Origin of the sequence: Serratia fonticola, from assembly GCF_001006005.1 — a bacterium.
GTDB lineage: Bacteria > Pseudomonadota > Gammaproteobacteria > Enterobacterales > Enterobacteriaceae > Chania > Chania fonticola.
This window is the reverse complement of record NZ_CP011254.1, coordinates 1,398,813-1,412,659: the sequence shown is the minus strand read 5'-3', so window position 1 is coordinate 1,412,659 and position 13,847 is coordinate 1,398,813. Positions and strand designations below refer to the sequence as shown.

Sequence of the window (13,847 nt, the reverse complement as noted above, 5' to 3'; positions counted from 1 at the left end):
GCAACTGCCTGAGGCGGGGACAGCGCGTTACGGTTGGCTATCTAGCAGGATCAGGTCTAAATCTTTTTTCCGCAGTACCAGGCTAACGCGGCGAGTCTTTATTTCTATCGGGTCACCAAGCGGTGCCACGCGGACTACGTCAAACTGCGAGCCGGGCAGCATGCCAAGCGACAGCAATTTCTGGCGGTAGGCCGGGCTAATCTCGCTGGAGAAGCCGGTGATTTTATAGGTATGTTTAGGAAGCAGCTGCATATTGCCTTCTCAATGAGTTGGGAATTCCCACAGGAATGCCACCTTCAGACCATTTGCTACCCAGACAACTTGCGAAAAGATGAATGGGGCCAGAAGCGCCGAGTTATGAAGCAGAGCAAGGAATACGCAGAATCATAGTGATAACAATTATCGTATTCAATACGGAATGTATGGGCAATTGTAAGTATTGTCACATCTGCAATGGACGCCTTGCCAGCCTTAGTTTTAGCATTAAGCCAAACGCACTGCAAATGAGCGCAAAAGGTTAATTAAGTTGCAAATTTGTGCATTTTCTTGCAGTGATGAAACAGTTGTAGCTCTATTAGCGTGGCTGAACGTTTTATGGCGCAGATCTGGCAACATCGCCTGCTGTAAATGAGAGGGGTAAGTATTTGTGTTTACGGCACAATCGACGTCCTGAAAGGGCGGTGTTAATAAGGGTGTTAACAACGGGGCATTTTTACCGGTATGGGGGCTGAAAGCGATGACGCGAAACAGGGTGACAAAAAAATCGCCATTTTATTGCGGCAGGTCAAAATTGTCGGGCTGCCGCAACCAGTGGCGCTAGAAAAGATGAAAGCCAGGGGAACGAGCAACTGGCTAAATTTTTCTACTAAAGTTGAACATGACTTTCAAGCAAATAAATTCCATGGCGATGAGCTACCTAATACCATCATGCTAATATCAAACGATATAAAAACCCCATCATGGACTACGTTGTCGCGCACAATTCCGCTCTACTAGAAGCGCCAGGCGCGACAAGTATCCTTCTCTACGAGGTCAGGACGATGTTACAGCAGCATGACGCTACCCCGGCAATCGGCATCGATTTAGGCACCACCAATAGCCTGATCAGTGTCTGGCAAGACGGGGAGTCGCGCTTAATCCCCAACGCGCTCAATGAATTTCTTACCCCCTCGGTCGTCAGCATTGATGAAGATGGGTCAATATTGGTTGGCCGCTCTGCGTTATCTCGCCTGACGACCCACCCACAAAAGACGGCAGCGTTGTTTAAACGTTACATGGGCAGCAAGAAGAAATTCAAACTGGATCAACAGACGTTTGACGCCCCAGAGCTATCGGCGATCGTGCTGAAATCGCTGAAATCAGACGCAGAGAGTTTTCTTGGCCAGCCGATCCGCGACGTGGTGATTTCGGTACCTGCCTATTTTAGCGATGAGCAACGCAAGCAGACCCGTTTTGCCGCTGAGCTGGCCGGTTTAAATGCGGTGCGGCTGATTAATGAACCGACTGCGGCTTCGATGGCTTATGGCCTGCACACCCAGGGGGTTGGCCGTACTTTGGTGTTTGACCTGGGTGGAGGCACTTTTGACGTCACGGTATTGGAATATGATCTGCCGCTGATTGAGGTGCACGCTTCTGCGGGGGATAACTATCTTGGCGGTGAAGATTTTACCCAGGCAATCATTAAAGCCTGCCTCAACGAATGGCAACTGAACGCCTCGCAGATCGCGCCCCATGATATGGCACGGTTGTATGATTGCGTCGAGCAGTGGAAATGCCAACTTAATCAGCAACAGGGCTCGCATCAGCTGCATTGGCAATGGCAGGATCGGCAATGGGAAATAGAGCTGGATGAACGTAAAGCAGGGGAGATCTGGTTGCCACTGCTTAATCGCCTGCGCGCACCGATTGAACAGGTGTTGCACGATGCTCGTTTGCAACCGCAGCAGATGGATCACCTGGTATTGGTCGGCGGAGCCACTAAGCTGAACACCATCCAAAAACTGGTGGTGAAGCTATTTGGTCAGTTGCCGCATCAGCACCTCGATCCCAGAACCATCGTAGCGCTAGGTGCCGCAGTACATGCCGCCTGCCGCCTGCGCGATCAGAATATCGACGAAGTGATCCTGACGGATGTCTGCCCCTATACGCTGGGCATCGCTACCTCGAATGCGGATCGGCATGGGATTTTCTCACCGATCCTGGAACGTAATACCGTGGTCCCGACTTCACGGGTTGAAAGCTTCACCACGACGCATGTGGAGCAAAAGGCGATCCGGATAGCGATCTATCAGGGTGAAAGCCCACATGTTGACAACAATATCCTGGTGGATGAGTTTACCGTGCCGGTAAAACCTAACGGCCATATTCAATCACTGGACGTTCGTTTCAGTTACGATATCAATGGGCTGTTAGAGGTTGATGTCCATCTGCCAGACAGTGGTGACTCCTTCTCAAAAGTGATCGACCACAGCCCCATTGGTCTGAGCCCAGAACAGCGAAAACAAAGTCAGCAGCGTTTGCAGGAGCTAAAAGTGCATCCACGCGATACGCTGTCTAACCGTACCTTGCAAGCTCGGCTGGAAAAAGCCTGGGCGCAGTCACTGGGGGATGAGCGTATGCAGATCGGTTTGTGGTTGCAGGAGTTTGAAGCGGTGTTGGTTAGCCAGCAGGAGCAAAAAATCCAGCCCATACGCCTGCGGCTGGAACGTTTTCTGGACGAGATGAGTTTTTGAACGTCAACTGCCCCCATAAAACGTTGGGGGCAGTTCCTCAAGCCACAATCCTCAGCGTTTTTCTCCTGGCTGCGGGCCATATTGGTTCGCGTGCTTCACGCCGGGGAGCAGCAGATACAGCAGGATCAGATAGGGCATGCATATCAGCAACACCGCTTCAAAGACCGGGTATTTACGGTTTAAATCATGACTGCGCCGCAGCAGTGCGCTGAACGTATTGAGCAGTAGTAACCCGATAATGACCCAGGCCGAAAGCACGTTGATGAACAGTAGGTAAACCGCAACCATCACCAGCGGTACTAGCGTCAGCTGAGCCAGCAGCCCCAGGCGGTTGATGCGTCGGTCAAATTGCCAGAACTGCCAGAAGCGAGTGTCTGGTCTTTGCTCTTTCGCACGCTGTTTTTCAATGACGCGCTGCTCCGATAGCTGCACTAATAACCCGGCATTCAATCGCAGAATGGGGGAGAGGCGGTTATCTGCCAGGCAGGCCATCAGCTGCTGACGTTCATCTTGATCCAACTTATCCCAATCGTAGTCATACAGGCGATAGCCAACCTGAGCTATTTTGGTCAGCAATGAGTCCCGGGCAAACAGCGTTGAGTTCCCCAGGGCTTTGGGCTTTTTACCGTTAAGCAATGCCTGCCGTAGCTCCGCTTCCCCCTGATTGCCGCAGTCTAACCGTTCAAGCGCCTCCCGGCTTCTGTCCTGTATTGACTGGTCGCCATGGCGCAGTAAAAATGCGTGAAGCAAGGCTTGCTCGGCTATCGGAGCCTGTTCTATCTCATCAGGCCAACTGGCAACACGATGATAGAAATGATCGACATTAGTGCAGTTGCACAGCTCTGACTGGCTCTGTACGCGGAGCAAAAACGGGTTAATAGATACGGGTAATTCCAACCAGCAAAGGTAGTGCAGACGGTTATCCAACCTCAGTTGTTGCTCGAGCTGCCAGACCAGGTCACCCTTTGCCGGGTCGAGTTGCCGGATTAATGGGTACAGTTCGTAGACGGGATGTTGTTCACTGAGCGTTAAGTGGTTTATCTGACGGACAGTATCGATATGCCCGGCCGCCCCGTTGAGTAATAGCACCAGTAAACAGGTTTGCCGGTATTGATCCCAGGGTGCGGTAGCGTCGCTAAACGGTGGGATCTCAATCTGGTCCACGGCAGCTAAATAATTCAACCAGTCATTGATGGTGCCAAGCTGTGTACTAAACGCCGGCTCCTGATACAAGCGGTTCAATCGTGCTGGTGACAGGTAACGCCATTGCCGCAGCCAGAAGACGGCTTGATGCCAGCTGGCGGAGTCAGTATCGGTGTATCTCTCTGGCAGCTGGTGGTCAATTGGGCCATCCAGCCACTGAATGAAGTTGGCAATGACGCTCGAATCATTCAACCATGCCAGCCGCTGTGCCGCCTGAGATTGCAGCCCTTGCAGGATCAGGGCCTCTAGGGGAGCGGCCGGTGTGGGTTGGTCAATAATTTGCTGCAACAGGCCTTCATTACCCAAGGTTAGCATGCAGGCGTGGCGGTAGAGTAATCGCAGAGGGTCGGAACCATCATCAAGCATTAGCTGGTCATACATCACACCGACATGACCGTTACCGGATTTCCAATAGATATAAGCCTGGGCAATCGGCACTTCTGCCCAGTTTAACTGAGCGGCCTCTCCCCAGCGTACCAAAGTCTGTACCGTTTGGGTCGGGGTCAGGTAATCCTGCATCTCATCATCTGCCGCTATCCCTGCCGCCGCAGGGTAAACCGGCCGATCAAAAGCCTGGATCAACAGCGGTAGATAAGCTGGATGTTGTTCACGGCACCAATCCAATAACCCTTGCTCGGCCTGCGCATGCTGCTCTAACCGATATAGCTGTAGCCAATAATCAAACGCCCGCTGATTATCCTGCAGCAAAGCACAATGCCTGGCAGCCAGGTACAACCAATCGCTATTCTCTGCGTCCAGCTCCAGCTGTGCCAAACAGTGATCCCGCAACGTTTCGCTGGGAACTTCTGCCAGGCTGTACCATTGCGCCAGCTGTTTCATCAACCGTGGGCAATCAGGCCAGTAAATCACTGATGGATTACTCAGCAGTAAACGCAGCATCCACTCTGGCTCATTCCAGTACAGATGATACGCATGGCGGAAGAAGGCAACGGTTTCTACTTGAGCAGGCAGACTGATTGACGACAGTGTGGAAAGATCGAAGATATCGGCGCGGGCGATATAGTCTAAATAATCATCCATCCTGGCCGCGTCGTCCTGCTCCAGTTCATTCAGGCGATGCCGCCAGTTCAAACGGTCTGCTAATAGTCTGACGCAGTCGGTGGAGATACATGCTGAGTGGTAAACCCGATCGAGCAGATGCCAGCGCAGCCGATCAATGAGCGCAATATCGTACTGATCCAACTGAGCGATATAGCGATGCCAGCTTTGTGGCTGATAACGCGTTTCCGGGGTATTCAACAGAGCGTCGAATTGGGCCAGCATGCTCTCGAATAATGATTCTGCAGCGGATGGCGGCGGCTCGGGGGCCTGTTCGAGTTGAGTTGTTCCCTCATCATGAGGACCGTCATCTTCAGCACTGTGTGCAGAACGCAGCATAAACGGGGTCTCGGCCAGTTTTCGCGCGTGCTCAAAAGCCTGACGTAATAACTGAAACCCGCTCGGGTCATTTTCAGGATGATGGTCGGGGAGCTTACTGCGATAGGCGGCGCGAATGGCCTGCTGATCGTCCGTTGGCTCAATGCCTAATATTTGCCAGCAACGTTGATTCATGACCAGTCAACCTCTTCCAGGGATGCCGGTTTATCCATTTCATGGCAGTCAATATGCCAGGCCAGATGTTTAAGAGGGCTATCGTCTTGGCAATAGAGGTGCTGTTGCATCTGAATATAGTTTTTCGTTCCACTGTAATGGCAAAAAGCATATTGCTGTTGCTCAGGGGTCTCCTGATTTAATGATTGCCAATAGGCTCGGCCAACGAAAAACGCGGCGAAATAGCTCTCCCAATTGGCGTAATAGTGGCGTGCACGCAATGCTAGCCGAGTATGGAACCACAGGTTTTCCTCGGCGGTAAACCAGCCATTAAGCAGAGCAATGCGACAAAGAAATCCCATTCGCCCAAGGTCCCAGGAATGGATCCCACCATCACCACAAATAACCGCCGTATCAGCGACTATTTGCATCAACACCTGTTCTTCCGCTGAATTTTGCTCTACACGTTCCTGCCATTGGGTCGGGCTGAGGCGATGCCAGAGAAAATAGTGGTGCGCCAGATCTCTCGCATGTCCTCCATCCGCCATGCGAATTATCATGTTTATCACTTCAGAACGCGAGGCGATCCCCCAGCTATCGGTCAAATCGACGGTCGTCTCGAAGGGATAAAATTTGGGTGAATCAAAGGTTGGGCCGTTATCTGCATTCAGCGCCACCATGGGAGCGGAAAGAGCCATTAGCCAATGCTGATAGTGTTGTTCCATCAATCAAGTTCCAATAAATCCCTGTTTTATATCGGCATCAGCGGCCTGCCGATTAAGTCAGGTAGGGGCCCGAACGGAGAGACGATCTATAAGCCAGCGATGTCTCTTGAACAGGAGGTTTGTCCAAGAGACAGCCGAAGGAGGGGATAAGGGTTTATCCCCTCAGCTCATTATTTCTTGCCAAATGCAGCGGCCAGCGCGTCACCCATGGCGCTGTTACCTGCCGGGGTGCTGTTGCGTGGTTTAGGCTTATTGGCTGCAGGGCGTGAGTTTTTATCGCGAGCTGGAGCGTTATTATTGCCCCCGCCACGGCGTGGTGAACCTTCACCCGGCTGCTCATCCAGGCGCATGCTCAGTGCGATACGCTTACGCTGCAGATCGACCTCCATCACCTTCACCTTGACGATATCGCCGGCTTTCACCACGGTATGCGGATCTTCAACGAACTTGTCCGCCAATGACGAGATATGCACCAGGCCATCCTGATGGACGCCGATATCAACAAAGGCACCAAAGTTGGTGACGTTGGTGACCGAGCCTTCCAGGATCATGCCCACCTGCAGGTCGTTGAGGGTTTCCACCCCTTCGGCGAAGGTAGCCGTTTTGAATTCCGGGCGCGGATCACGGCCCGGTTTTTCCAGCTCTTTCAGGATGTCGGTGACCGTCGGTACGCCGAATTTCTCATCGGTAAAGTCGCTGGCTTTCAGGCTGCGTACCGCGCTCGGGTTGCCCATCAAATCTTGCAGAGCCTGGCGGGTCGCGGCCAGAATGCGTTCCACCACCGGGTAGGTTTCCGGGTGAACGGTTGAGGCATCCAGCGGGTTATCGCCGTGGTTGATACGCAGGAAGCCCGCGCACTGCTCGAAGGCTTTTGGCCCCAAACGGCTCACTTTCAGCAGTTGTTCACGGTTGCTGAAGCGGCCATTCTCATCACGCCAGGTGACGATATTTTGCGCCATCATGCGCGTCAGGCCAGCTACGCGGGTCAGCAGCGGCACAGAGGCGGTGTTCAGGTCAACGCCAACGGCGTTCACACAGTCTTCCACTACCGAGTCCAGCTTCTTGGCTAACTGGCTTTGGCTGACGTCGTGTTGGTATTGGCCCACGCCGATAGATTTCGGATCGATCTTAACCAGTTCGGCCAGTGGATCTTGCAGACGGCGGGCGATGGAAACCGCACCGCGCAGCGAAACGTCCAGGTTCGGGAACTCCAACGCGGCCAGCTCGGAAGCGGAATACACCGAAGCTCCGGCCTCGCTGACGATCACTTTCTGGGCTTTAACGTCCGGGAACTGCTGTTGCAGCTCGGCAAAGAAACGCTCGGTCTCGCGTGATGCGGTGCCGTTACCGATGGCAACCAGCTCAACCTTGTGTTTGATGCACAACGCGGCAACGACCGCAGCGGCTTTGGCTGCCTGCCCGGTGTGCGGATAAACGGTATCGGTGGCAACCAGCTTGCCGGTAGCATCCACCACCGCCACTTTAACGCCAGTGCGCAGGCCAGGATCCAGGCCCATGGTAGCGCGCATACCGGCCGGGGCTGCCATCAGCAGATCGTGCATGTTGCGGGCGAAAACGTTGATCGCTTCGTCTTCCGCACGCTCACGCAGGGTGCTCATCAGCTCGGTTTCCAGATGCAGCAACACCTTGATGCGCCACGTCCAGTTAACCACGGATTTACGCCAGGCATCTGCCGGCGCGTTGTTCAGGCGCAGGTTGAGATGGTTGGTGATAATCAGCTCGCCCTGGCTTTCACGCGGGGTTTCTTCAAACTGCGGATCGGCGTTCAGCGCCAGTTGCAGCACGCCTTCATTGCGGCCACGGAACATTGCCAGCGCACGGTGTGAAGGCACTTGCGCAATTGGTTCGTGGTGATCGAAGTAGTCGCGGAATTTCGCGCCTTCCTCTTCTTTACCCTCGACAACCTTGGACACCAGATGGGCGTTTTTCCACAGGTAGTCACGCACCTTGGCCAGTAGGGTCGCGTCTTCGGCAAAGCGTTCCATCAGGATGTAGCGTGCGCCGTCCAGCGCCGCTTTGACGTCTGCCACGCCTTTCTCGGCATCGACAAATCCTTCGGCCAACTGTTCTGGCTGCTGTTGCGGATCTTGCCACAGGGAGTCTGCCAGCGGCTCCAGACCGGCTTCAATAGCGATCTGCCCACGGGTGCGGCGTTTCGGTTTGTAGGGCAGGTAAAGGTCTTCGAGTTCGGTTTTGCTTTGTGTGGCGTTGATTGCCCCCGCCAACTGTTCGGTCAGTTTACCCTGATCTTCAATGGACTTGAGGATGGTTTGGCGGCGATCTTCCAGTTCACGCAGATAGCCCAGACGAGTCTCCAACTGACGCAGTTGGGTATCATCCAGGCCCCCGGTGACTTCCTTACGATAGCGTGCGATAAACGGCACGGTATTACCTTCATCCAGCAGACGGATGGCGGAGTCAACTTGCTCCGGGCGGGCCTGCAGTTCGGTTGCAATAATGCGGCTCAGTGGATCAGTCATAAGTCAGGTATCTGTTAGCAGCGATAATCGATAGGGGGATAGTTATACGTTTTGCAGGGGGAAAATGCCAGTCCAGAGGGCCGAGGTTTTGACGGGCGCAGCATGCAGCGCCCCTACGGTCTCAACTATTCTTCGTCTTTGATATATTCGATCTCGTTGACCGTCCAGTAGGCAATACCTGCCGGGGTCTCAACCGTAGCCGTATCCCCTACCTCTTTTTTCAGCAAGGCGCGAGCCATTGGTGAGTCGATGGAGATGTAATCTTTACGGCCAAAGATTTCGTCGTAACCCACGATGCGAAAGCGTTTGGTATCACCATCGTCATTCTCGATCTCTACCCAGGCACCAAAGAACACCTTGCCCGCCTGTTGTGGCGAATAATCGACAATTTTCAGCTGCTCAAGGCACTTGGTGAGATAACGCACCCGGCGATCGATCTCACGCAGCCGCTTTTTATTGTATTGGTAATCGGCATTTTCACTACGGTCGCCCAGGCTGGCGGCCCAGGTGACTTTCTTGGTCACTTCCGGGCGGTCTTCACGCCACAGGAAATCCAGTTCTTTTTTGAGCTTGTTGTAACCCTCACGGGTGATCAGCAATGTTTTCATTGTCATCCATCATCGAATCACAGGAGCAGTGGGCATTCTCGCATAAAGCGGCCACCATATCCGTTGGCGTTTTTTTTATAAACCTGAGGTACACTGCCAATTCGCCAGTCTTGCGGTTTTCTGCCAAGAGTGTACATCATACGCAGCGGGAAGTTTTTTACCGATCTGCGGCTCCGGTTTAAGTGAAAATTGTTGATATTTGGGCAAAAGAATAAGCTTTGTAACAATTTCGTCTAGAATATATACCATTAAACGCTGTCAGTAATGATGGAGTTTTTGAACAATACGAGGCTGTTGCCAAATAGCCGCCAGCGGTGCCAATGCATAAGTGCGGGCCACAGTCTAGAATCAGGCAATACAGCCTTTGGGAGTCAGACAATGCAAGAGAATCACAAGATTCTGGTCGTCGATGATGACATGCGCCTGCGTGCGCTTTTAGAGCGTTACTTAACCGAACAGGGCTTCCAGGTTCGCAGCGTTGCCAACGCTGAGCAAATGGATCGTTTGCTGACGCGTGAGTCTTTCCATCTGATGGTATTAGACCTGATGTTGCCGGGTGAAGACGGGCTGTCCATTTGCCGTCGCCTGCGCAGTCAAAGCAACCCGATGCCGATCATTATGGTGACCGCCAAGGGTGAAGAAGTGGACCGTATCGTCGGGCTGGAAATCGGTGCCGATGACTATATCCCTAAGCCGTTCAACCCGCGTGAACTGCTGGCTCGTATCCGTGCCGTGCTGCGCCGCCAGGCCAACGAACTGCCGGGTGCGCCTTCTCAGGAAGAGGCGGTGATCGCCTTTGGTAAATTCAAACTGAACCTCGGCACGCGCGAGATGTTCCGTGAAGATGAACCTATGCCATTAACCAGCGGTGAGTTCGCCGTGCTGAAAGCCTTGGTCAGCCACCCACGTGAACCGTTGTCGCGTGATAAGCTGATGAACCTGGCCCGTGGCCGCGAATACAGTGCGATGGAGCGTTCCATCGACGTGCAAATCTCGCGCCTGCGCCGCATGGTCGAAGAAGATCCGGCACATCCACGCTATATCCAGACCGTTTGGGGTCTTGGCTACGTTTTCGTCCCGGACGGCAGTAAGGCATGAGGAGATTACGCTTTTCACCGCGTAGCTCGTTTGCCCGAACTTTGCTGTTGATCGTCACCTTGCTGTTTGTCAGCCTGGTGACGACCTATCTGGTGGTGCTTAACTTCGCCATCCTGCCCAGTCTGCAGCAGTTCAATAAGGTATTGGCGTACGAAGTTCGTATGCTGATGACCGATCGGCTGCAACTGGAGGACGGTACCTTGCTGGAGGTGCCGCCAGCGTTCCGCCGCGAGATCTACCGCGAGCTGGGCATTTCGCTTTATACCAACGCGGCTGCGGAAGAGAGCGGCCTGCGCTGGGCGCAACACTACCAATTCCTTAGCCAGCAGATGGCGCAGCAACTGGGTGGCCCGACCGATGTCCGCGTCGAGGTGAACAAAAACTCCCCGGTGGTCTGGCTGAAAACCTGGTTGCAGCCGGATATCTGGGTGCGCGTCCCGCTGACCGAAATCCATCAAGGCGATTTCTCGCCGCTATTCCGCTACACCCTGGCGATTATGTTGCTGGCGATAGGCGGCGCCTGGCTGTTTATCCGCATTCAGAACCGCCCTCTGGTGGAGCTTGAGCATGCTGCTTTACAGGTAGGCAAAGGCATTATTCCGCCGCCGCTACGTGAGTATGGTGCCTCTGAGGTGCGCTCGGTAACCCGGGCCTTCAACCAGATGGCCTCTGGGGTGAAGTTACTGGCCGACGATCGCACGCTGCTGATGGCGGGGGTCAGTCATGACTTGCGCACGCCGCTGACGCGTATCCGTCTGGCGACGGAAATGATGAGCGAGCAAGACGGTTATCTGGCGGAGTCGATCAATAAAGATATCGAAGAATGTAATGCCATCATCGAACAGTTTATTGATTACCTGCGTACCGGCCAGGAGATGCAAACCGAAATTTGCGATTTAAATTCCATTCTGGGCGAAGTGGTGGCGACAGAAAGTGGCTACGAACGGGTGATTGAAACCGATATTCTGCCGGGTGAGCTGATGGTGAATGTGCATCCGCTCTCGATCAAACGTGCGGTGGTGAACATGGTGGTGAATGCGGCGCGCTATGGCAACGGCTGGATCAAGGTCAGCAGCGGTCGAGAACTGCAGCGCGGCTGGTTCCAGGTGGAGGATGATGGCCCCGGTATCAAGCCGGAAGAGCTGAAGCATCTGTTCCAACCCTTTGTGCGCGGCGACAGTGCGCGTAGCACCAGCGGCACCGGGTTAGGGTTGGCGATCGTGCAGCGCATCATTGACGCTCATGCTGGCGTGCTGGATATCGGCACTAGCGAGCGCGGTGGGCTGCGTATCCGAGCCTATCTCCCAATACCGATCGAGAAGAAAGAAACTTCCAGCGGGAATCCGCCAGCCAAAGAGAACGCCTGATATCCTGACTTAAGGCCGCAGCATTGTGGCCTGGTCAGGGTTTCGTGTTTCCTTCATCTTCATCGCCAAAGGTGACATCGCGCGGTGGTTTCTCCCCGCGCGGCGGGATTTTCAACTCGACGCCGCCTAATTCGGCAAAGTGTTGATGCATCCAGGTTCCCAATCCATAACGCGGTAGCTTCTTCAGTAACGTTTGTTTCAAGTCCATATGTGCCTCCTCCAACCTCCAACGGGCGCAGCATGCGGCGCCCCTACAAATTGACCACAAGTGCAAGTCAGCCACGAATTCAAACCAACCTCAAGTGCAAATCAGCCACAAATAGAAAAGGCGCGGAATTCCGCGCCTTTTCTTAGGGGGTAATCAACGCTATTACAGTTTCGGACCCGAGCTGACCAGTGCAGCGCCTGCCGGGGTATCGGTGTATTTGTCGAAGTTGGTGATAAAGCGGTTCGCCAGATCGTGCGCCTTCTCTTCCCACTGCTCTATGCTGGCATAGGTGGCACGTGGGTCGAGGATGGCCGGATCAACGCCTGGCAGGGCAGTTGGCATCGACAGATCGAAGATTGGCAGCGTGATGGTTTCTGCCTTATCGATTTCACCATTGAGGATGGCGTCGATAATGCCGCGGGTGTCTTTGATCGAGATACGCTTACCGGTGCCGTTCCAGCCGGTATTGACCAGGTAAGCCTGGGCTCCGGCTGCCTGCATGCGCTTGACCAGCACTTCTGCATACTGGGTTGGGTGCAGTGACAGGAATGCCGCGCCAAAGCAGGCAGAGAAGGTTGGCGTTGGCTCGGTAACGCCGCGCTCGGTACCGGCCAGCTTGGCGGTGAAACCGGACAGGAAGTGGTACTGGGTCTGGTTGGCCGTCAGGCGTGATACCGGCGGCAGTACGCCGAAGGCGTCCGCAGTCAGGAAGATCACCTTGGTAGCGTGGCCCGCTTTGGATACCGGCTTGACGATGTTGTGGATGTGGTAGATCGGATAGGAAACGCGGGTGTTCTCGGTTTTCGATCCGTCGTTGAAGTCCACGGTACCGTCGGCCAGGACGGTGACGTTTTCCAGCAGCGCATCACGCTTGATGGCGTGATAGATATCTGGCTCGGCTTCTTCCGACAGCTTGATGGTCTTGGCGTAGCAGCCGCCTTCGAAGTTGAAGACGCCATCGTCATCCCAGCCGTGTTCGTCATCGCCAATCAGTTGGCGTTTCGGATCGGTGGACAGCGTGGTTTTACCGGTGCCGGACAGGCCGAAGAACACTGCCACGTCGCCTTTCTCGCCCACGTTGGCCGAGCAGTGCATGGAGGCAATGCCTTTAAGCGGCAGCAGGTAGTTCATGATGGAGAACATACCCTTTTTCATTTCGCCGCCGTACCAGGTGCCGCCGATCAGCTGCATACGCTCGGTCAGGTTGAATGCCACGAAGTTTTCCGAGTTCATTCCCTGCTGCTGCCAGTTCGGGTTGGTGCACTTGGCGCCGTTCATCACCACGAAATCAGGCTCAAAGCCTTGCAGTTCTTCATCGCTCGGGCGGATAAACATGTTTTTGACGAAATGCGCTTGCCAGGCCACTTCTGTGATAAAGCGGACTTTCAGGCGGGAATCTGCGTTAGCACCGCAGAAGGTATCGACCACGAACAGGCGCTTGCCGGAAAGCTGCTCGGTGACCAGTTTTTTCAAATCTGCCCAGACTTCAGGGCTGAGAGGTTTGTTATCGTTTTTGCCTTTACCTTGATCGGCCCACCAGACGGTGTCCCGGGTGATATCGTCACGAACGATGTACTTATCTTTTGGCGAACGGCCGGTGAAGATGCCGGTATCGACGGCAACGGCACCCAGATTGGTTACTACACCACGCTCAAACCCTTGCAGTGAAGGGTCCGTTTCTTCCTTAAACAGTAATTCATAACTCGGATTGTGAACGATTTCACCAACGTTATGAATTCCATAAGCGGCAAGATCCTGGTGGGTTATACCATTAACACGCATGTCACTACTCCTTGATCACAGAATTTCTGGCGACAATTGTAGGGATCCATGGAGATGTAACCGCGATAGGTA

At 54.0% G+C, this 13,847-nt stretch carries 10 protein-coding genes and 1 pseudogene; 4 read left to right on the top strand and 7 right to left on the bottom strand.

The window, feature by feature from the left end:
- Positions 1–27 precede the first annotated feature (27 nt).
- Positions 28–252, bottom strand: coding sequence for a ferrous iron transporter A (gene feoA, locus WN53_RS06290; protein ID WP_024482757.1), 225 nt, complete (start codon positions 250–252; stop codon positions 28–30).
- 468 nt (positions 253–720) lie between these two features.
- Here feoA and WN53_RS06285 point away from each other — a divergent pair, with 468 nt between their 5' ends.
- Both WN53_RS06285 and WN53_RS06280 read left to right on the top strand, forming a co-directional pair.
- On the top strand, positions 721–996 hold the full coding sequence (locus tag WN53_RS06285) for a hypothetical protein (protein ID WP_024482756.1): 276 nt from the start codon (positions 721–723) through the stop codon (positions 994–996).
- A 44-nt stretch (positions 997–1,040) separates the two neighbouring features.
- Positions 1,041–2,732: a molecular chaperone HscC gene (locus tag WN53_RS06280; RefSeq protein ID WP_024482755.1), complete on the top strand. Its 1,692-nt coding sequence runs from the start codon at positions 1,041–1,043 to the stop codon at positions 2,730–2,732.
- A 51-nt stretch (positions 2,733–2,783) separates the two neighbouring features.
- Here the strand turns inward: WN53_RS06280 and WN53_RS06275 are convergent, their stop codons facing one another.
- From WN53_RS06275 to greB, 4 genes are all read right to left on the bottom strand, one after another.
- On the bottom strand, positions 2,784–5,507 hold the full coding sequence (locus WN53_RS06275; RefSeq protein ID WP_024482754.1) for a DUF805 domain-containing protein: 2,724 nt from the start codon (positions 5,505–5,507) through the stop codon (positions 2,784–2,786).
- Entirely contained in the window at positions 5,504–6,211 is a 708-nt protein-coding gene (locus WN53_RS06270) for a DUF1266 domain-containing protein (RefSeq protein ID WP_024482753.1), read from the bottom strand. The genes WN53_RS06275 and WN53_RS06270 overlap by 4 nt, the downstream gene beginning before the upstream one ends.
- 170 nt (positions 6,212–6,381) lie before the next feature.
- Positions 6,382–8,712, bottom strand: coding sequence for a Tex family protein (locus WN53_RS06265; protein WP_024482752.1), 2,331 nt, complete (start codon positions 8,710–8,712; stop codon positions 6,382–6,384).
- Positions 8,713–8,837: 125 nt separating this feature from the next.
- The gene (greB, locus tag WN53_RS06260; protein ID WP_021181715.1) at positions 8,838–9,320 is read right to left on the bottom strand and encodes a transcription elongation factor GreB; all 483 of its coding nucleotides are present in this window, start codon (positions 9,318–9,320) and stop codon (positions 8,838–8,840) included.
- Positions 9,321–9,698: 378 nt separating this feature from the next.
- Between greB and ompR the strand changes: the two genes are divergently transcribed.
- Together ompR and envZ are read left to right on the top strand one after the other, a co-directional pair.
- Complete coding sequence (gene ompR / locus WN53_RS06255; RefSeq protein WP_004709363.1) at positions 9,699–10,418, top strand: osmolarity response regulator transcription factor OmpR; 720 nt, start codon at positions 9,699–9,701, stop codon at positions 10,416–10,418.
- Complete coding sequence (gene envZ / locus WN53_RS06250; protein ID WP_024482751.1) at positions 10,415–11,785, top strand: two-component system sensor histidine kinase EnvZ; 1,371 nt, start codon at positions 10,415–10,417, stop codon at positions 11,783–11,785. Before ompR ends, envZ begins: the two co-directional genes overlap by 4 nt.
- Positions 11,786–11,819: 34 nt before the next feature.
- Here envZ and WN53_RS06245 read toward each other — a convergent pair.
- Both WN53_RS06245 and pckA read right to left on the bottom strand, forming a co-directional pair.
- Positions 11,820–12,005 (bottom strand): annotated as a pseudogene (locus WN53_RS06245) (FitA-like ribbon-helix-helix domain-containing protein); the annotation flags it as partial.
- Positions 12,006–12,155: 150 nt separating this feature from the next.
- Positions 12,156–13,775, bottom strand: a complete 1,620-nt coding sequence (gene pckA / locus WN53_RS06240; protein ID WP_024482749.1) for a phosphoenolpyruvate carboxykinase (ATP) — start codon at positions 13,773–13,775, stop codon at positions 12,156–12,158.
- Between the last annotated feature and the right edge of the window lie 72 nt (positions 13,776–13,847).

What these genes read in the sequence shown, in the direction of transcription:
- WN53_RS06285 (WP_024482756.1), top strand. Translation starts at nt 721, where the DNA reads ATGGGGGCTGAAAGCGATGACGCGAAACAGGGTGACAAAAAAATCGCC.
- WN53_RS06280 (WP_024482755.1), top strand. Translation starts at nt 1,041, where the DNA reads ATGTTACAGCAGCATGACGCTACCCCGGCAATCGGCATCGATTTAGGC.
- WN53_RS06275 (WP_024482754.1), bottom strand. Translation starts at nt 5,507, where the DNA reads ATGAATCAACGTTGCTGGCAAATATTAGGCATTGAGCCAACGGACGAT.
- WN53_RS06265 (WP_024482752.1), bottom strand. Translation starts at nt 8,712, where the DNA reads ATGACTGATCCACTGAGCCGCATTATTGCAACCGAACTGCAGGCCCGC.
- envZ (WP_024482751.1), top strand. Translation starts at nt 10,415, where the DNA reads ATGAGGAGATTACGCTTTTCACCGCGTAGCTCGTTTGCCCGAACTTTG.
- greB (WP_021181715.1), bottom strand. Translation starts at nt 9,320, where the DNA reads ATGAAAACATTGCTGATCACCCGTGAGGGTTACAACAAGCTCAAAAAA.
- WN53_RS06270 (WP_024482753.1), bottom strand. Translation starts at nt 6,211, where the DNA reads ATGGAACAACACTATCAGCATTGGCTAATGGCTCTTTCCGCTCCCATG.
- ompR (WP_004709363.1), top strand. Translation starts at nt 9,699, where the DNA reads ATGCAAGAGAATCACAAGATTCTGGTCGTCGATGATGACATGCGCCTG.
- pckA (WP_024482749.1), bottom strand. Translation starts at nt 13,775, where the DNA reads ATGCGTGTTAATGGTATAACCCACCAGGATCTTGCCGCTTATGGAATT.
- feoA (WP_024482757.1), bottom strand. Translation starts at nt 252, where the DNA reads ATGCAGCTGCTTCCTAAACATACCTATAAAATCACCGGCTTCTCCAGC.